Annotated in this window: 12 protein-coding genes; 6 read left to right on the top strand and 6 right to left on the bottom strand. The window is 75.5% G+C overall.

The annotated features are described in order from the left end of the window. Nucleotides 1-108 precede the first annotated feature (108 nt). Together ACF08D_RS25215 and ACF08D_RS25210 are read left to right on the top strand one after the other, a co-directional pair. Complete coding sequence (locus ACF08D_RS25215; protein ID WP_392225433.1) at nucleotides 109-2,472, top strand: YfhO family protein; 2,364 nt, start codon at nucleotides 109-111, stop codon at nucleotides 2,470-2,472. Nucleotides 2,473-2,482: 10 nt separating this feature from the next. Then, nucleotides 2,483-3,292, top strand: a complete 810-nt coding sequence (locus tag ACF08D_RS25210; RefSeq protein WP_392225431.1) for a class I SAM-dependent methyltransferase — start codon at nucleotides 2,483-2,485, stop codon at nucleotides 3,290-3,292. Between the two features lie 18 nt (nucleotides 3,293-3,310). Here ACF08D_RS25210 and ACF08D_RS25205 read toward each other — a convergent pair whose 3' ends face one another. From ACF08D_RS25205 to ACF08D_RS25195, 3 genes are all read right to left on the bottom strand, one after another. Continuing rightward, the gene (locus ACF08D_RS25205; RefSeq protein ID WP_392225429.1) at nucleotides 3,311-4,825 is read right to left on the bottom strand and encodes a protein kinase; all 1,515 of its coding nucleotides are present in this window, start codon (nucleotides 4,823-4,825) and stop codon (nucleotides 3,311-3,313) included. Beyond that, nucleotides 4,822-5,496, bottom strand: a complete 675-nt coding sequence (locus ACF08D_RS25200; RefSeq protein WP_392225428.1) for a hypothetical protein — start codon at nucleotides 5,494-5,496, stop codon at nucleotides 4,822-4,824. Before ACF08D_RS25200 ends, ACF08D_RS25205 begins: the two co-directional genes overlap by 4 nt. Before the next feature lie 134 nt (nucleotides 5,497-5,630). Next, nucleotides 5,631-7,730, bottom strand: a complete 2,100-nt coding sequence (locus ACF08D_RS25195) for an N-6 DNA methylase (RefSeq protein WP_392225426.1) — start codon at nucleotides 7,728-7,730, stop codon at nucleotides 5,631-5,633. 202 nt (nucleotides 7,731-7,932) lie between these two features. On the opposite strand from ACF08D_RS25195, the gene ACF08D_RS25190 reads away from it, so the two are divergent. Further along, nucleotides 7,933-8,784, top strand: a complete 852-nt coding sequence (locus ACF08D_RS25190) for a DUF4352 domain-containing protein (protein ID WP_392225425.1) — start codon at nucleotides 7,933-7,935, stop codon at nucleotides 8,782-8,784. A gap of 76 nt (nucleotides 8,785-8,860) precedes the next feature. Further along, the gene (locus tag ACF08D_RS25185) at nucleotides 8,861-9,631 is read left to right on the top strand and encodes a hypothetical protein (protein WP_392225423.1); all 771 of its coding nucleotides are present in this window, start codon (nucleotides 8,861-8,863) and stop codon (nucleotides 9,629-9,631) included. Between the two features lie 81 nt (nucleotides 9,632-9,712). Here the strand turns inward: ACF08D_RS25185 and ACF08D_RS25180 are convergent, their stop codons facing one another. From ACF08D_RS25180 to mfd, 3 genes are read right to left on the bottom strand one after another with little or no spacing between them, the layout of a single operon-like run. Then, complete coding sequence (locus ACF08D_RS25180) at nucleotides 9,713-10,456, bottom strand: N-acetyltransferase (protein ID WP_392225421.1); 744 nt, start codon at nucleotides 10,454-10,456, stop codon at nucleotides 9,713-9,715. 42 nt (nucleotides 10,457-10,498) lie between these two features. Then, the gene (locus ACF08D_RS25175) at nucleotides 10,499-11,248 is read right to left on the bottom strand and encodes an HNH endonuclease family protein (RefSeq protein WP_392225419.1); all 750 of its coding nucleotides are present in this window, start codon (nucleotides 11,246-11,248) and stop codon (nucleotides 10,499-10,501) included. Between the two features lie 43 nt (nucleotides 11,249-11,291). Further along, entirely contained in the window at nucleotides 11,292-14,822 is a 3,531-nt protein-coding gene (mfd, locus tag ACF08D_RS25170) for a transcription-repair coupling factor (protein WP_392225417.1), read from the bottom strand. A gap of 395 nt (nucleotides 14,823-15,217) precedes the next feature. On the opposite strand from mfd, the gene ACF08D_RS25165 reads away from it, so the two are divergent. Further along, the gene (locus ACF08D_RS25165) at nucleotides 15,218-16,666 is read left to right on the top strand and encodes a DUF2079 domain-containing protein (protein WP_392225415.1); all 1,449 of its coding nucleotides are present in this window, start codon (nucleotides 15,218-15,220) and stop codon (nucleotides 16,664-16,666) included. 184 nt (nucleotides 16,667-16,850) lie between these two features. Continuing rightward, nucleotides 16,851-18,368 carry an MFS transporter gene (locus ACF08D_RS25160; protein WP_392225413.1) on the top strand — a complete coding sequence of 506 codons (1,518 nt, stop codon included), beginning with the start codon at nucleotides 16,851-16,853 and terminating at the stop codon, nucleotides 18,366-18,368. Nucleotides 18,369-18,391: the final 23 nt, after the last annotated feature.

Raw genomic sequence — 18,391 nt, 5'->3', positions numbered from 1 at the left:
GCGCGTGTCGGCGGCGGTCGCTCCACATGGCGGGCAGACGACCATTCCATGAACGGGTCCGGGAGGCCGGTGATTCACCCGGCGGGCCCCGGCATATTCGGTCCCACCATGCGCAGACCCGCCCCCCGTGCCGCCGCCCTCGCCGCCCTGCTGACCGTGCTCTCCCTCGGTGCCGGTGACGCCGCCGCCCGGACCTTCCCCTTCGGCCCCCGCACTCGCGCCGTCAACGACCTGGGCAACCAGTTCGTGCCGTTCCACGCCCACCTGTGGGACCTGCTGCACGGCCGGGCGGACGGCGGGCTGCTGCTCAACTGGTCCTCCGGCCACGGCACCGCCTTCCTGCCCGACCTCGGCACCTATCTGTCCAGCCCGTTCGCGCTGCTCGTCGGCGTCTTCCCGCGGGACGCGCCGGACCTCGCGGTGTACGCGATCACCGTCCTGAAGACGGCCACCGCCGGCGCGGCCATGGCCGGGCTGCTGCTCGCGCGGCGCCCGGGGCCGTGGTGGGCGGCCGGGGTGCTCGGCGCCGCGTACGCGCTGTGCGGCTGGGCCGTCGTCGAGGCGTCCTACAACCCCATGTGGCTCGACGGGCTGATCGGCCTGCCGCTGCTGTGCCTGGTGGGCTCCTGGGTGCGGGAGGGGCGCCGCCCGGTGCTGGGTCCGGTGGTGGTCGCGGCGGTGTGGGCCGCCAACTTCTACACCGCCTGGATGGCGACGCTCGGCGCGGCCCTGGTGCTGCTGGTGAGCGGGTGGCCGGGGTGGCGGGTGCTGGGACGCGCGGTGGGGACCGTGCTGCTGGGCGTGGGGCTCGCGGCGCCGCTGCTGGTCCCCGTCTACCTGGGCACCCGGCAGGCGTACCCGGGCTGGACGCGGGAGTTCGCGCCCGCCGGGTGGGCGGAGGTGGCCGCGCGGGCGCTGCCCGCGACGTACGGCTTCTTCACCCCGGCCGTCTTCCTGGGCGCCGCCGCCCTGCTGCCGGCGGCTGCGCTGCCCTTCCACCGGGGCGTGCCGGCCCGTCAGCGGTGGGCATGGACGGGGCTCGTGGCGGCGGTGGTGCTGTCGGCGCAGTGGAAGCCGACGCACCTGGTCTGGCATGCGTTCGCCACGCCCAACGGCAGCCCCTACCGGCAGACCTTCGTGCTCGCGGGCGTCCTGGTCCTCGCCGCGTGGACGTGCCTCTCCCACGGCCCGCCCGGCCGCCGGGCCCTGGCGGGCGGCACGCTGGTGCTGGGGGCGGTCGCGGCCGCCGCCGCGACCGGGGACCTGGCGTCGCCGCCGGCGTACGCGCTGTACGCGGCGGGGCTCGCCGCCACCGCCGGGGGGCTGGTGCTGATGCGCCGCAGCACCCGGCGGTACGTGGCCGCCGGCGCCGTCCTGCTGGCGGGCGCCCTGGTCGGGCAGGCCGCCGCGACCACCGCGTACGCCGACCGGGAGCGGCCCGCCCGGCTGGACGACCGCCCGCCCTGGGGCGCGGCGCACGACGCGCGGGCGGCGGCGGTCGCGGCGGCGGACGGCTGGCCCGCGTACCGCACCGACCCGGGCCGCCCGCAGCTCACCGGCAACGACCCGCTGCTGGTGGGCGGGCAGGGCGCGGCGTACTACAGCAGCCACACCCCGGCGGTGTGGACGCGGACGCTGGCGGCCCTGGGCGGCGGGTGGACGTCCAACGGGCGCAGCCTGCAGTCGCTCGACAACCCGGTGACCGACGCCCTCTTCGCGGTCGGGGCGCGGTGGCGGGACGGCCGGACGCACCGGAACCCGGGCGTCCCGCCCCTGGTGACGGTCCGTCCGGACGACCCGGCGCCCCGCTACGGCGCCTCGCCGTTCCGCAACCAGGAGCTGCTGCTCGGGGCGCGCGTCTACGACCTGCCCGCCGACGGGGTCTGCCCGGTCGGCAGCGAGGTCCACCTCTGGGCGCCGGACGCCACCGGGACGGCCCGGCTGGGCGCGGGCCCGCCGGTGGAGCTGCGCGGCGGGCGGCCCCGGTGGAGCGCGGCGATGGCCCCGCTGGGCGTCCAGCGCACGGCGGGCACCCGGGTGGTCCTCGGGCGCGGCGCGGTACCGCCACCGGGGAGCGTCGGGTGCCTGGACCGGGCCCGGCTCGCGGCGGCCGTCGCCCGGCTGCGGGCCACCGGCGCGGTCGCGGTGCGCGTCTCCGGCGACTCGGTCCGCGCCGAACTGCCGCCCGGCACCCGGGGCACGGCCGTCCTCGCGGCGCCCCGGATCGCCGGCTGGCGCTGCGACGGCCGCCCCGCCGCGTCGTACGGCGGCCTGGTCGCCGCCCGGGTGAGGGACGGCCGTACGTCCCTGACCTGCACGTTCCGCCCGCCGGGGCTGCGCGCGGGGGTGGCGGCCTGCGCCGTCGCGCTGCTCGTCCTGGGGGCGTCGAGTGCCGTACGTCGCCTGCGCGCCACCAAGACTTCACCACCGCACCACCGGGACGTGACCCGGGCGGCGACCGGAGCGGCGTAGCTTGCCGCGCATGCCCTCTCTTCTGAGCAACCGGCTGGCGAAGCGGGTCCTGCGGCCCGCCTTCGCCCTGGTGGAGCAGCGTATGGAGCGCACCACCACCGCGCTCCAGTCCGACCTCGACGCCCTGCACCACGCGGTGGCCGACCTGCGGCGGCAGAGCTACGGCCTCGGGCTGCTGCTCGACCACGCGGGACGCGACGGGCACCGCATGCCCACCGCCACCCAGGTCGACACCCTGGTCCGCGAGGTGCGGGCGGTCACCGGCGACGACGGGGAGCGCGCCCGGCACGACGTCACCGTGGCCTACCGCCACCTGGTGGCCCTGGAGGCGCTGGGCGCCGGCGGGCTGGCGGGCACCGTCTCCGACGTGTGCGGGCGCCTCGCGGCCCTCCCGCTGCTCACCCCGCCGAACGGCGAGGTGCTGGAGATCGGCACCTCCAACGGCCTGTTCGGCGCCGCGCTGCGGCGGATGCTGCGGCGCGCCGGGCTGGAGGCGCGGCTGACGATCGTCGACCCGCTGGACGGCACGTCCGCCGGCGAGGACGTGGTGCGCGGCAACCTGGCGCTGGGCGGCGGGACGGGCCCGGTGGACACGGCGCGGTTCGCGCGGGGCGCCTTCGCCGATGCGGCTGTACGGGAGCGGGTCGCCGACCGCCGCTACGGGGTGATCGTGGTGAACGGCGCCCACGACCTGGCGGCCGTGCGGGAGCTGGCCGCACCCGGCGCGGTAGTGGTGGCCGGCACGGACGCCGGGACGCGCCCGGCGGGGCTCGGCGGGCTGGGGCGGATCGCCGACTCGGTGTACTGCCGCGCCGCCTGACGGCCCGCCACTGCCGGCTCAGGCGCCCCGCATCCGCTGCTGGCGGTCCAGCGCCCGGCGCAGCTCCGCCGGGAGCGGGTGGTAGGGGCCGTAGGCCCGTTCCGCGTCGTACAGCAGGTTCTGGAGCTGCTGGTGGGCGGCCGTGTGGTCGCCCATCGCCAGCAGCAGGTGCCCGATGCGGTGCCGGAGGTCGAAGGCGCGGGACGGGTCGGCGCCGGTCGTGTGGTACGGCAGGAGCGCCCGGTACTCGGCGAGCGCGGCGGCCGTCTCGCCGAGCTGCTCCAGGCAGAGCGCCGCGTCGTAGCGGTACTGGAGGGTCTCCGGGTCGGCGGGGCCCGCCTCGGCGCCCCGGTCCTCGGCGAGGCGCCGCAGCTCGGGCAGGGCGCGCCGGTACTGGCCGTCGTCCATCAGGGTGGTGGCGTACTGCCGGCGCAGGATGCGCACCACCGGGGAGTGCTCGCCGTGCTCGGCGGCGGCGGCCGGGAGGATCGAGCCGAGCAGGTCGACGGCCCGGGTGATGCTGCCCTCGCCGAGCAGCCGCTTGACCTCGTCGACGGCGGCGGCCACGTCGGGGCGGGTCACCGGGGGCGCGGCGGGCGGGGGCGGGACGGCCGCGGGCGTGGAGACCCGGTCGGGCCAGGGGGCGAAGGGGCGCAGGAAGGGGCGGGTGGGGTCGAGCGGCCCGGTGGGCACCCCGCGCGCGGGCAGCAGCGGGGCGAGCGCCTCGTACACCTCCTGGGCGCCGGACGGGCGGTGCTGCGGGTCCTTGGCGAGCAGCCGCAGGACGAGCGCCTCCAGCGCCTCGGGGACCTCGGGGCGGAGCTGGCGCACCGGCAGCGGCGGCTCGTAGAGGTGGCGGTGCAGGACGCCGAGGGCGGTGGAGCCGGCGAAGGGCACGCTGCCGCTGAGCAGTTCGTGCAGCAGCGCGCCGAGCGCGTACAGGTCGGTGTACGGGCCGACGGCGCCGCCCATGGCCTGCTCGGGCGCCATGTAGGCGGGGCTGCCGATGGGCGAGCCGGTGTGGGTGAGGCGGGTGGTGTCGGTGTCGATGACGGACGCGACGCCGAGGTCGAGGACGGTGACCGTGCCGTCCGGCTTGACCATCACGTTCCGCGGCTTGAGGTCGCGGTGGACGATCGGCACCGCGTGGACGGCGGCGAGGACGGCGCAGAGCTGGGCGGCGACCGACACCGCCCACGGCCACGGGTAGGGATCGTGCTCGGCGAGGTGGTCGGCGAGGTCGGCGCCCTCGACGTACTGCATGACGAGGTAGAGGTCGTCGCCGTCGCCGCCCGCGTCGTGCACGGTGACCAGGCCCGGGTGGGAGACCTGGGCGGTGACCCGGCACTCGCGGACGAACCGGCGGCGCATGTCGCCCGCCGCGGTGGCGGCGGCCATGTGGTCGGGGCGCAGCAGCTTGACGGCGACGCGGCGGTCGAGCCGGCCGTCGTAGGCGGTCCACACCTGCCCCATGCCGCCCTGGCCGATGACGGTGGACAGCTCGTACCGCCCGGCGATGACGCGTCCGTTCACGGCGTCCCGTCCCGCGGGTCACGGGGGTCGCTGGCGTCGCGGGGGTCGCGGGGCGGGTGGCCGGCCCCGGGGTCGTTGCGGAGGAGGTCGCTGAGCTGGTCGAGCTCGGCGCGCACCCGGTCGATCCGCTGCGGCGTGGGCCTGGCCGCGGGCGGGGGCGTGGGCGTGTGCTGGGGGGCCTGCGGGTGGTACGCCGGCTGGTGCGGGAGCGGGGTCTGCCGGGGCGGGGTCTGCTGGGGCGGCGCGGGGTGGGGGTACGCCTGCGGGTAGCCGTAACCGCCGGGCCGCGGCGGGTCGTAGGAGGGGACGGGGGCGGCGGCACGGCCGAAGTGCCGGATCTCGGCGATCAGGTAGTAGATGGTGACGCCCACCACGCTGAGGATCATCCAGACGCCGAAGGCGAGCGCCGACCCGTCGCTCATCTCCTGGTTCTCGTCGGCCGGCACGGCCGAGGCCAGGAACACGAACATGCCGATCATGCTCAGCAGCAGCAGGCAGAACAGGAACCAGTCGAGCGTCCTGCGGGTGACGACGGCCAGCCGGACCATCGGCGCCCACGCCAGGAAGCCGCAGCTCAGCACGGTGATGGCCACGAAGAGCGTGCGCAGCACGACCAGCGTGCCGTCGGCGGGGCGCCCGGGCGGGGGCGGTGCGTGGCCGTGGCCGTGCATTACTGCTCCTGGAAGAGGTGTGCCGACCCGGCGAGTCGGACGAGAGGATGAGCGTATACATCGACACCGACAAGGGTGCCGGGGTTGTACGCAACCGTTGTGGAAACGTCAGACGGGCCCGCCCCCGCCCTCGTTCACGCCTCGACCGTCCCGTCCGTGAGGCCGTCGTACAGGCCGCGCACCAGCCGTTCGCCCAGGCGTCCGGTCTGGCGCAGGGCCTCCTCGAAGGCGGCGAGCGCCCGGAAGCGCTCGCCGTACCGCTGCTGTTCGGCCGGCGGCAGCCGCGGCAGCTGGAGGCGCCGGACGTCGAGCCGGGTGGCGGTGGAGGCGTAGCTGCTGGCCTGCCGGTTGTTGGCGGTGCCGCGCAGGAAGCCGGCCAGGAACCAGGGGTCGAGCGCCTCGGGGTCGGGGCGCAGCAGCTGGAGGTTGCGGCCGAGGGCGGCGCCCGCGGTGGTGTCGTCGACGACGCGGGCGATCGCCCCGCCGCCGAGGACGGGGACGACGACGTCGCCCGCCCGGACGCGCACGGGCTCCTCTCCCGGGCCGAGGCCCTCGGGGAGGGTCCCGGAGGGCTCCTGGCCCGTCAGCACGTCCTGCTCGGTGAGGACGGCGACCGGTCCGGAGCCGGTGGCGCCGCCGGAGCCGGGGCCGGTGCCGGTGGCCGCGCCCGCGCCGGTGCCGGTGCCGGTGCCCGGTCCGCCGGTGTGCAGCTCCAGGGCGCCGGTGCGGGCCAGTTCGCCCACGGTGACGGCGGGGAGGCGGGCGGCCCCCGGGCGCGGGGAGGTGTGGGCGGGCGGCGGGGTCAGTTCGGCGGTCCGGCGCAGGACGGCCGTCAGCCGGTCGTGCACCGCGGCCAGCTCCTCGGCCCCGCCGGCGGCGGCCGGGGGCGGCAGGTGGCGGGCGGGCGCCAGGTCGACGTCGTCGTCCAGCAGCTCGATGACGGGTACGCAGCGGTGGGCGCCGGGCCGTTCGGGGACGGTGCCGTGCTTGTCGAAGGGCGTCCACGCGTCGAGCACGGCGGTGCGCACGGCGCCCCAGTCGAGCTTGTCGCGCCCCGCGCCGGTGTGCTCCGCCGTGTCGACGACCAGCAGTTCCGGTGACGCGGCGGCTCCCGGGACGGGCTTGCGGAGCACCCAGAGGTGCAGCGGGATGCCGTACGGGGGCGCCGCCCCGGCCGGGAGGGCGACGACCGCCCGCAGCGCGCCCCGGCGCAGCAGGTCGGCGCGGATGCGGCGGCCGGAGCGGCGGGACGCGGCGGCGGGGGGCATCAGCAGGACGGCGGTGCCGCCGGGGCGCAGCCGGGCCAGGGCGTGCTGGACCCAGGCCAGCTCGGACTCGGTGCGGGCGGGGAAGCCGTACTCCCAGCGGGCGTCGTAGGCCAGCTCCTCGTGGCCCCAGTTGCGTTCGTTGAACGGCGGGTGGCACAGCACCGCGTCGGCGGTGAGCCCGCCGTACGCGTCGGCGCGCAGCGCGTCGCCCGCCGTGGCCCGCACCTCGGCCCCGGAGTGGAGGGCCAGCCGGAGGGCGGTGAGCGCGGCCAGGTCGCGGTCGGCCTCCTGGGCGTACAGGGCGGTGGGTTCGGCCACGGCGCGGAGCAGGGCCCCGGTGCCGCTCGCGGGGTCGAGCACGGTCGCGGCGGGCCCGGCCAGTTCGGCCATGAGGGCGGCGGGTCCGGGCGGGGTGAGCGTGTACTGGCGGGGGTTGGCGTCCAGGTGGCGTCCGAGGAGGAACTCGAACGCCTGCCGGGCGCCGGTCCCGGCGGCCAGTTCGGCGGCGGACCTCAGCAGCGGGATCGAGGGCGCGAGTTCGGCGGCGAGCGGGGTGGGGACGGGCCGGTCGGGGCCGAGACGGAACGTCAGGACCTCTTCCAGGGCGGGCGGGAGGGTCTCGGCGAGGCGCTCGTCGGAGACGGCGGCCAGCTCCAGCCAGCCGCTGGGCCGGTGGCACACCAGCAGCAGGGCGCAGCCGGCGTGCACGAGCGCGGTGACCGCGCCGGCGGGGTGTCCGGCGGCCTGCTGCCAGACGCGTTCCCGCAGGGGCACCTCGGCCAGCTTGCCCTGGGCGCGCAGCCACGCCTCGACCTCGGCGAGGGCGAAGGAGGGGCTGGTCTCGGTGCCGCCGACGGGCTGGGGGAAGTCGGCGTGGCGGCGGCGCCAGTTGCTGACAGCGGCGCGCCCCACTCCCGCGAGGCGGGCGATTCCGGCCGCCGTGACCTCTGCTGCGTTGTCCGGCACCGGCCGACTCCCTTCGGTCTGCTGCTGTGGCGCCGATCCTACAGCCGTACACAAGACCACCGGCTTCACAGTGTGAGTCATCCACACTCCGGGATCTCGTGTTGACTCGGTTCACAGGCTCTGCTCTTATTGACCCGTCGCTACACGGGGTAGGCACGGTGGCCCCGCACACAGACTTCTCGTCATGTCCGGGAGGACACCCATGTCCGACTTCACGCAGCAGCCCTCGTACGGCACCCAGCAGCCCTATCCGGGCCCCGGCCCCTACGGCGGCGGTGCCCCGGTGCCCCCGCCGGCGCCCCTGCGCAACGGGCTCGGCACGGCGGCGCTGGTGCTCGGCATCATCGGCGCCCTGGCCGGCCTGATCCCGTTCCTGTTCTGGGTGGCCGGCATCCTCGGCCTCCTGGCCCTGATCCTCGGCCTGTCCGGCCGGGGCCGGGTCAAGCGCGGCGAGGCCGGCAACAAGGGCGTGGCCACGACCGGCGCGGTGCTGGGCCTGGTCGCGCTGATCCTCTCGGTGGTCGGCGCGGTGCTCGTGTACCAGGCCGCGAGCGACCTGGTCGACGAGGTCGACAAGGCGCTGGACACCACCAGCGCGGCGCCCAAGGACCCGTCGGCGGCGAAGAAGGGCGCGGCGGGCGCGGAGGAGAAGCCCGACGGCAAGCCGCTGGCCGCCGGTGACACCTCGGTCTACGACGACGACGTCGAGGTGAGCGTGTCCGCGCCGAAGGCCGTCGAGGCGGGCGAGTTCGCCATCGGCCACACCGAGGGCAACAAGGTCTACGAGGTCTCGATCGTCATCGAGAACGCCGGCAAGAAGGCGTTCACCGCCGACTCCGTCGGTGTCAGCGCCCGGGCCGGCGCCGAGGGCACCGCCGCCGAGGAGATCTTCGACGGCGACACCTACGGCAAGGGCTTCACCGGCACCGTCCTGCCCGGCAAGAAGGCCACCGTGAAGTACGCCTTCGACGCCCCCGCCGACGCCGCCTCCCTGACCGTCGAGGTCGTCCCGGGCTTCGACTACGACCCCGTGCAGTGGGAGCTGAAGCTCTGACCCCCTCCCCCCGCACCCCCGCTCGCCCCCTGCACCGCACCACCCCTCGTCTCTCTCACCCCCGGAGTCCCGTCCCATGTCTGCCACCACCCGCCGCGCACTGAAGGTCTCCCTCGTGGCCGCCCTGTGCACCTCCGCCGCCCTCGGCCTGAGCGCCTGCGGCCCCACCGGCACGGCGGGCGCCGCGTCCGGGAAGGAGGGCCCCTTCCCGGGCCTCACCGGCCCGCAGATAGCCGACAGGGCCATCAAGGCGACCAAGTCGGCCACCTCCCTCACCCTGGACGCCGACATCACGGACAAGGAGGGCCGGACGAAGACGTTCATGGCCCTGGACACCAAGGGAGAGTGCGCCGGGACCATTACGGAGAACACCACGGGCACCTTGGAGATCCTCCGGACCGGGGGGCTCGCCTACCTGCGCTTCGACGAGGCGTTCCTGCGCGACCAGAGCGAGGGCTCCTCGCCCGAGGAGACGGCGGCCGTGCTGAAGACGCTCCAGGGCCGCTGGGTGAAGGCGGACACCAATGACCCCGACGTCAAGGACGGCCTCGCGATGTGTGACCTCGACACACTGCTGTCCGGGTTCGAGACGGGTGGCAACGCCGCCCGGCGCGGTGCGGAGACCACCGTCGGCGGCAAGAAGGCCCTGACGCTCACCGAGAAGGACGGCGCCACGACGTACAAGATCTACGTCGCCACCGAGGGCGAGCCGTACCTGCTGAAGATCGACATCGCGGGCGGCAAGGAGCCGGGGACGATGTCCTTCCGCGACTACGGCAAGCCGGTCCCGGCGAAGAAGCCGGCCGCGAAGGACGTCGTGGATCTGGACGCGCTGGGCGGGGAGTAGCGAGACCCACGGGGGAACAAGGGGAGCCGGACGGGCCGTCGGAGGGGGCGGCCCGTCCGGCTCCCCGTCGTACGCCGCCTCCTACAGGCGGTGGCGCACCCACACGTTGGGCTCGACGTACACGGCGTACCCGCTGGACGCCTCGCACCGCACCGGGGCCAGCGCGCCCTCCACCTCCACCGGGCCGTCCGTGTCGAACGGCAGCCCGGTCCACTCCCGCCAGCGCTCCACCGAGTGCGCGATCGTCATCGACGCGGGCGCCACCGCCTCCACGACCCCGCCCGCGCGGACGTGGACCCGCAGCCACGGGTCGTGCGGCAGACCGTCCTCCCGCGTGCGGAAGGCGTACTCCCGCATCGGCGCCCCGACCTCCAGGTGCTTGCCGCTGGGACGGACCGGTGCGACGACCTCGCCGAAGCCCATCCGCCGCGCGTTGTCCCGCATCGCGGCCAGCATCCGCGCCGACACGCCCCTGCCCTGGACGCCGGGGGCGACGGCGATCTCGATCGCGCTCACCGTGTCCGGGACGCGGCCGTGCCGCCGGTCGGAGAACGCCCACAGCAGCACCTGGTCCCAGCCGGTGGCGGGCAGTTCACCGCGCCCCTCCGCCCGGAGCCGGAACGGCACGCTGAACCCGCGCGCCACGACCGCCCCTCCGGCGTCGGTGGCGACCAGGACGTACTCGGGCAGCTCGGCGACGATCCGCCCGATGTTCGCCCAGCCGATCGGGTCGTGGCGCATGAACTCCGGCCACAGGTCGAGCATCTCCCACAGCTTGCCCTGGAGTTCGGGCCGCTCGGCGAGCGTGGATATGCGCAGGTCCATCCGGGCAGGCTAGACAACCGGGAGCCGTCCGCCCAGCGATTTTCACCCGCCGCACTGCGTGAGCATCATGTCCTTGTCCGGGGCCGTCACCGGCAGCTGGTACTTCTTCGCCACCTGCGCGAACCGCACCGCGTAGGAGCAGCGGACCGCCTTGTTCGGCGGCAGCCAGGACGCCGGGCCGGAGTCGCCCTTGCGGCTGTTGGCCGGGCCGTCGACCGGCAGCAGGTTCAGCGGATCGTTCGCCAGCCGCTCGCGTTTGCTCTCCGACCAGCGGGAGGCGCCCATCTGCCAGCTGTAGGAGAGCGGTACGACATGGTCGATCTGCACGTCCGCCGCCTCGGCCTTGGTCCAGGCGATGTCCCGGTCCGTGTACGGGTCGTACAGCGTCATCGCCACCACCACGCAGTCGGAACCGGACCGGAAGCGCACCTCGCGGCCGTCGCGCCGGAGCAAATCGTTGCGGGTGTCGCAGCCGTTGCGGGCCAGCGGGACGCCGTCGGCCGAGTCCATCCAGGCGTACCCGAACGCGTCCCGGTCGTACCCGGTCCGGGGCCCCCGGCCCTTCACGGACAGCGAGGCGACGAGCCGCCGCGCCTCGGCCCGGGCGGCGTCGGAGGTGACGGGCGCCAGGCCCGGTTTCGTACCGTCCGGGTTGTCCAGCGGCACGGACGCGCGCGTACCGGGCGGCGGCCCCTGGGCGGACGAGGGGTCGTCCAGGACGCCGCACCCGCCGGCGCAGACGGCGGCGAGGGCGGCGGCCAGGACGGGGCGGACGGCCCGGAGCGTACGCATGCCCGCATCGTAGGGCGTACGCCCCCGGGCCGGACCCGGCCCCCTAGGACCCGAGGATCGTCGTCAGGAACTCGCCCGTCCACGCCAGCAGTTCGCGGCCCACCACCGGCTTGCCGCCGATCTTGCCGGTGGTCGGGCGGGGCACCAGGATCTGGTGGGTGGGCGCCTTGATCACCGTACGGGGGTAGAGGCGCTTGAGGCGCAGCTCCTGCGACTCGCGCAACTCCACCGGGGCGAAGCGCACGTTGGGCCCCTGGAGGACGATCTCGGCGACCCCGCACGCGCGGGCCAGCATCCGCAGCCCGGCGACCAGCAGCAGGTTCTCCACCGGCTCGGGCAGCTTGCCGTAGCGGTCGGTCAGCTCCTCCCGCACCGCCGCGATGTCCTGTTCCGAGTTGGCCGAGGCGATCGCCCGGTACGCCTGGAGGCGCAGCCGCTCGCCCGGCGCGTAGTCGTGCGGGACGTGCGCGTCGACCGGCAGCTCGATCTTGACCTCCAGCGGCGGCTCCTCCTCGACACCGCCTTCGAGCGAGGCCCGGTAGTCGGCGACCGCCTCGCCCACCATCCGTACGTACAGGTCGAATCCGACGCCCGCGATGTGACCGGACTGCTCGCCGCCCAGCAGATTGCCCGCGCCCCGGATCTCCAGGTCCTTCATGGCGACGTACATGCCGGCGCCCATCTCGGTGTGCTGGGCGATCGTCGCGAGCCGCTCGTGCGCGGTCTCCGTCAGCGGCTTCTCCGGCGGGTAGAGGAAGTACGCGTAGCCCCGCTCCCGGCCCCGGCCGACCCGGCCGCGCAGCTGGTGCAGCTGCGAGAGGCCGAAGTTGTCGCCGCGCTCCACGATCAGGGTGTTGGCGTTGGAGATGTCGATGCCGGACTCGACGATCGTGGTGGAGACGAGGACGTCGGACTTCTTCTCCCAGAAGTCCACGACGACCTGCTCCAGCTGGGTCTCGTTCATCTGGCCGTGCGCGGTGGCGATCCGCGCCTCCGGGACGATGTCCCGCAGCCGGGCCGCCGCCCGGTCGATGGACTCCACCCGGTTGTGGATGTAGAAGACCTGGCCCTCGCGCAGCAGTTCGCGGCGGATCGCCGCGCCGATCTGCTTCTCCTCGTACGGGCCGACGAAGGTGAGCACCGGGTGCCGCTCCTCCGGCGGGGTGGTGATCGTGGACATCTCGCGGATGCCGGTCACCGCCATCTCCAGCGTCCGGGGGATGGGCGTCGCGGACATGGTGAGCACGTCGACATTGGCCCGCAGCTTCTTCAGCTGCTCCTTGTGCTCGACACCGAAGCGCTGCTCCTCGTCGACGATCACCAGCCCGAGGTCCTTGAACTTCGTCTCGGACGAGAACAGCCGGTGCGTGCCGATGACGATGTCGACGGAGCCGTCCTTCAGCCCCTCCAGGGTGGCCTTCGCCTCGGTGTCCGTCTGGAAGCGGGACAGCGCCCGCACCACGACCGGGAACTGGGAGTACCGCTCGGAGAACGTGCCGAAGTGCTGCTGCACCAGCAGCGTCGTGGGGACGAGCACCGCGACCTGCTTGCCGTCCTGGACCGCCTTGAAGGCGGCGCGCACGGCGATCTCCGTCTTGCCGTAACCGACGTCGCCGCAGATCAGCCGGTCCATGGGGACCGTCTTCTCCATGTCCTCCTTCACCTCGGCGATGGTGGACAGCTGGTCGGGGGTCTCCGCGTACGGGAAGGCGTCCTCCAGCTCCCGCTGCCAGGGGGTGTCGGGGCCGAAGGCGTGCCCGGGGGCGGCCATCCGGGCGCTGTAGAGCTTGATCAGGTCGGCGGCGATCTCCTTGACCGCCTTCTTGGCGCGGGCCTTGGTCTTGGTCCAGTCGGCGCCGCCCAGCCGGTGCAGGGTGGGCGCCTCGCCGCCGACGTACTTGGTGACCTGCTCCAGCTGGTCGGTGGGGATGTACAGCCGGTCGCCGGGCTGGCCGCGCTTGGCCGGGGCGTACTCGACGAGGAGGTACTCGCGCGTGGCGCCCTGCACGGTGCGCTGCACCATCTCGATGTACCGGCCCACGCCGTGCTGCTCGTGGACGATGTAGTCGCCGGCCTCCAGGGTCAGCGGGTCGATCGTCTTGCGGCGGCGGGCCGGCATCCGGCCGCCGTCCTTGCCGGCCGCCTTCTGGCCCGACAGGTCGGTCTCGGTGAGGACCGCCAGCTTCAGCGCCGGGTCCACGAAGCCGTGGTCGATCGAGCCGCACGACACATGGACCAGGGACGGCTCGATGGCCTCCAGGTCCCGGTCGAGGCGGGCCGCGATGCCCTCGCCGCCCAGCACCTCGACCGTCCGGGCCGCCGGGCCGTGCGCCTCGGTGACGTACACCGTGCGCCAGCCGTCGGCGAGCCAGCCCTTGGTGTCGGCCAGCGCCCGCGCGGTGTCGCCGCGGTACGACTCCGGCGCGTGCATGCCCAGCTTGAGCGTGTCATCGTCCAGCTCGTCGTCCGCCGCGAACGGCGACACCGACCACCACATCATGCCCAGCTCGCGGGCCCGCTCCCGGACGTCCGCGATGCCCCACAGGGACGCCGCGCCCACGTCGATCGGCGCCTCGCCGCCCCCGGCGGTCGCCGCCCAGGAGGCGTGCAGGAACTCCTGGGAGGTGGCCACCAGGTCGGCGGCGCGGGTCCGCACCCGCTCCGGGTCGCACACCACCGCCATGGCGCCCTTCGGCAGCACGTCGAGCAGCAGCTCCATCTCGTCCACCAGGACCGGGGCGAGGGACTCCATGCCCTCGACCGCGATGCCCTCGGCGATCTTGCCCAGCAGCTCGCCCAGCTCCGGGTGGGCCTCGGCGAGCGCCGCCGCCCGCTCCCGCACGGCGGGCGTCAGCAGCAGCTCACGGCACGGCGGCGCCCACAGGCCGTGCTCGGCGATCTCCAGGGAGCGCTGGTCGGCGACCTTGAAGTACCGGATCTCCTCGATGTCGTCGCCCCAGAACTCCACCCGCAGCGGGTGCTCCTCGGTCGGCGGGAAGACGTCCAGGATGCCGCCGCGCACCGCGAACTCGCCGCGCTTCTCGACCAGCTCCACGCGCGCGTACGCCGCTGCCGCGAGGCCCTCGACCACCTCGTTCAGATCGGCCTGGGCGCCGGTCCGCAGCGCCACCGGCTCCAGGTCGCCCAACCCCTTGACCTGCGGCTGGAGCACCGAGCGCACCGGGGCGACGACCACCTGGACGGGCCCGGCCGCCGGGTCGTCGGGGGACGGGTGCGCCAGCCGGCGCAGCACCGCGAGGCGGCGGCCCACGGTGTCGGAGCGGGGCGAGAGCCGCTCGTGCGGCAGGGTCTCCCAGGACGGGTACTCCACCACCGCGTCCGGGTCGAGCAGGCTGCGCAGCGCGGCGGCCAGGTCCTCCGCCTCCCGGCCGGTCGCCGTCACGGCCAGCACCGGGCGGCCCGCGTCCCGGGCGAGCGCGGCGAGCGCGAAGGGCCGCGCAGCGGGCGGGCCCACCAGGTCGACGTGGGCCCGGTGGCCGTCGGAGGCGGCCCGCACCGCTTCGGCGAGGGCGGGGTCCTTGACGACGGCGTCGAGCAGACCGTGCAGACTCATGGGGCTTCCATCCGGAGGGTGGGCAACGCGAAGGGCCCGACACGTCGCACGGGCCGGGGGTTTCCCAGCGTACGACGTCGGTCCGACACCCGCCCCCGAAACCTCCCGGGCCCGCCCCGCCACCCGGCGCCCACGCGCCACACCCGCGGCGCCCCGGCCTCCCGGGCTCCCAGGCGCCCCGGCCTCCCGGGCTCCCGTCCCGGCCTCCCGGGCTCCCGTCCCGGGGCCGTCCCCGGCACCCGCTGCGGGCCCTCCCGGACCTCGTGCCGGGCCCTCCCGGACCCCATGTCCGAAAATTCGTGCGGCACAGTGTCAACCGGGACCCTCCGCCCCCGCGTGTACGCCAGGGGCGGCCCGGACCCCCGCCCCGCACCCGACCCCAGGAGCCCCGAGCCATGCGTGGAGCCGTCCTCGCCCCGCCCGCCGGCGGCGGCGCCGAACCGGCCCGAATACCCGGCGCGCGGCGCCCGTCCGCGCCGGGCGACCGGACGCGGACGTGGTGGAACCGCGCGCCCCACCTCCTCGCACTCGCGCTCTTCGCCGCGTACACGACGCTCTCCGTGCTGCGGTACCACCGGATGGAGACCCGCTCCTGGGACCTGGGCATCTTCGAGCAGGCCGTACGGGGCTACGCCCACCTCCAGGCGCCGGTCGCCGACCTCAAGGGGCCGGGCACCCACATCCTGGGCGACCACTTCAGCCCCGTCACCGCCCTCCTCGCGCCCGCCTACCGGCTCTTCCCGACGCCCGTCACGCTGCTGGTCGCCCAGGCCGCGCTGTTCGCGCTCGCCACGATCCCCGTCACCCGCGCCGCCGGGCGCCTGCTGGGCCGCGCCTCCGGGCTCGCCGTCGGCGCCGCCCACGGGCTGTCCTGGGGCATCCAGCAGGCCGTCGACTTCGACTTCCACGAGATCTGCTTCGCCGTTCCCCTGATCGCCCTCTCCCTCGAAGCGCTCCTGCGCCGGCGGTGGCGCGCCGCACTGCTGTGGGCGGCGCCCCTCGTCCTGGTCAAGGAGGACCTGGGCGTCACCGTCGCCGCGATCGCGCTCGTGGTGGCCTGGCGCGCCCGCCGCGAGGCGCCCCGTGCCGCCCTGTACGCCCTCGGCGCCGCCGTGCTCGGGGCGGCGGCCACCCTGCTGACCCTCACCGCCGTCATCCCGGCGTTCAACACCGGGGGCGGCTACGACTACTGGACCAAGGTCGGCGACGGCCCCTCGCCCCTCGCGGGCGCCGACACCAAGCTGCGCACCCTCGCCTGGCTGCTGCTGCCCACCACCGGGCTGCTCGCCCTGCGCTCCCCGCTGCTCCTGGCCGGGGCGCCCACCCTCGGCTGGCGGTTCCTGTCCGGCGACGACCACTACTGGTCCACCGACTGGCACTACAGCGCCGTCCTGATGCCGGTGCTGTTCCTCGCCCTCGCCGACGCCGCCGACCGCTCCCGCCGCAGCCCCCGCCCCTGGCTGCGCGCCTACGCCGACCGGCTCCCCGCGTGCGTGGCCGCCGCCGCGCTCGCCCTGACCCCCTCGCTGCCCCTGTCGGCGCTCACCGAGTCCGCCACCTACCGCAAGCCCCCGCGGGCCGTCGCCGCCGAGCAGCTCCTCGCGCGCGTGCCGGACGGTGCGACGGTCGAGGCGAACGTCGGCCCCATCAGCCGCCTCACCGGCCGCTGCCGGGTGCTGTGGCTGGGCGACACCCGGGGCGTGACGCCCGACTGGATCGCCCTGGACAACACCTCCGGCTGGGTGCGCGACGCCCACTCCTACGTCCGGCGGCTCCACCCGGACGCCCGCTACCGCCTCTCCGGCGAGGCGGGCGGCCTCCTCCTCCTGGAACGCCGCACCTGAGCACCGGGCCCGGGTGCCGGACCTGATCGTCCGGGCGCCGGACCGGGCGCCGCGCCCGAGCGTCCGGGCGCCGGACCGACGGGAGCGCCGTCCACGGGCCGGTACGCCCCGTGACGCCGCCCGGCCCGCGTGCCATGCTGCCTGCCACCTACAGGTATCCGGGTCCGAGGCGCTGGGGGGACACGTGAGCGGCACCGCCGGCCGAGCCGACCGCACCGAGGACGGCGCCGGGCCCCGGCGGCCGGGCTCCTCCCGTACCCCCGCACCGCCCGCCCGGCGGGGAGCGGTCGTCGCGGCCCTGATGCTGGCGATGGCGCTGGCCGCGCTCGACGGCACCGTCGTCGCCACCGCCGTACCGCAGATCGTCGGCGACCTCGGCGGGCTCTCGGTGTTCTCCTGGCTGTTCTCCGGCTACCTGCTCGCCGTCACGGTCACCCTCCCGGTGTACGGCAAGCTCTCCGACACCTTCGGCCGCAAACCCGTCCTGATCGCGGGCACGGTCCTCTTCCTCGCCGGGTCCGTGCTGTGCGCCACCGCGTGGAACATGCCGTCCCTGATCGCCTTCCGGATCGTCCAGGGCCTCGGCGGCGGCGCGCTCCAGGGCACCGTCCAGACCGTCGCGGCCGACCTCTACCCGCTCAAGGAGCGCCCCCGGATACAGGCGCGGCTCTCCTCGGTGTGGGCCACGTCGTCCGTCGCCGGGCCTGCGCTCGGCGGGCTCCTCGCCGGGTACGCCGACTGGCGCTGGATCTTCCTGGTCAACCTGCCGATCGGCGCCGTCGCCCTCTGGCTGATCGCCCGCCACCTCACCGAACCCGCCCGCGAGCGCACCCGGGTCCGCGTCGACTGGCCCGGCGCGCTGGGCGTCTTCGCCACCGGCACCCTGCTGCTGACCGCGCTCGTCCAGGGCGGCGTCGCCTGGCCCTGGCTGTCCCCGCCCTCCCTCGGCCTCTTCGCGGGCGCGGCGGCCCTGGCGGCCGTCACCGCCGCCGTCGAGCGCCGCGCCGCCGAGCCCGTCATCCCCGGCTGGGTCTGGCGTCGCCCCACCATCGCGGCGGTCAACCTCGCGCTCGGCGCCCTCGGCCTGCTGATGGTCGCCCCCACGGTGTTCCTGCCGACCTACGCCCAGTCCGTGCTGGGCCTCGGGCCCATCGCCGCCGGGTTCGTGCTGTCCGCGATGACCCTCTCCTGGCCGATCAGCGCCGCCTTCTCCAACCGCCTCTACACCCGCATCGGCTTCCGGCTCACCGCCGTCACCGGCATGGCCCTCGCCGTCCTCGTCCTGCTGGCCTTCCCCCTCCTGCCGTACCCCGGCGAGCCCTGGCAGCCCGCCCTGCTGATGCTGCTGCTCGGCGCCGCCCTCGGGCTGTTCCAGCTGCCGCTGATCGTCGGGGTCCAGTCGACCGTCCCCTGGGCCGAACGCGGCACCACCACCGCGTCCGTCCTCTTCTGCCGCCAGGTCGGCCAGAGCGTCGGCGCGGCGCTGTTCGGGGCGATCGCCAACGCCGTGCTCGCCACCCGCCTCACCGAGGGCGCCCTGGACGACCCCGCCGCCCTCACCCCCACCGCCGTCGACGCCGCCGTCGAGTACGTGTACCTGGGCGCCGCGGCGGCCGGGGTCCTCGCGCTGGTGGCGCTCCTCACCCTCGCCCCGCGCCGCTTCCCGGTCCTGACGGACGACCAGGCCGCCGCCCCCGACTGACCCGCCGACCGGCCCGGGCGCGC

Source organism: Streptomyces sp. NPDC015131, assembly GCF_043079975.1.
Taxonomy (GTDB): Bacteria; Actinomycetota; Actinomycetes; order Streptomycetales; family Streptomycetaceae; genus Streptomyces.
The sequence above is the reverse complement of the archived record's forward strand: the minus strand, read 5'-3'. Positions and strand labels throughout refer to the sequence as shown.

Excerpts from the sequence above, each read along its gene's own strand:
- ACF08D_RS25175 (WP_392225419.1), bottom strand. The coding sequence starts at position 11,248 with ATGCGTACGCTCCGGGCCGTCCGCCCCGTCCTGGCCGCCGCCCTCGCC.
- ACF08D_RS25200 (WP_392225428.1), bottom strand. The coding sequence starts at position 5,496 with ATGCACGGCCACGGCCACGCACCGCCCCCGCCCGGGCGCCCCGCCGAC.
- ACF08D_RS25215 (WP_392225433.1), top strand. The coding sequence starts at position 109 with ATGCGCAGACCCGCCCCCCGTGCCGCCGCCCTCGCCGCCCTGCTGACC.
- ACF08D_RS25180 (WP_392225421.1), bottom strand. The coding sequence starts at position 10,456 with ATGGACCTGCGCATATCCACGCTCGCCGAGCGGCCCGAACTCCAGGGC.
- mfd (WP_392225417.1), bottom strand. The coding sequence starts at position 14,822 with ATGAGTCTGCACGGTCTGCTCGACGCCGTCGTCAAGGACCCCGCCCTC.
- ACF08D_RS25190 (WP_392225425.1), top strand. The coding sequence starts at position 7,933 with ATGTCCGACTTCACGCAGCAGCCCTCGTACGGCACCCAGCAGCCCTAT.
- ACF08D_RS25165 (WP_392225415.1), top strand. The coding sequence starts at position 15,218 with ATGCGTGGAGCCGTCCTCGCCCCGCCCGCCGGCGGCGGCGCCGAACCG.
- ACF08D_RS25185 (WP_392225423.1), top strand. The coding sequence starts at position 8,861 with ATGTCTGCCACCACCCGCCGCGCACTGAAGGTCTCCCTCGTGGCCGCC.
- ACF08D_RS25210 (WP_392225431.1), top strand. The coding sequence starts at position 2,483 with ATGCCCTCTCTTCTGAGCAACCGGCTGGCGAAGCGGGTCCTGCGGCCC.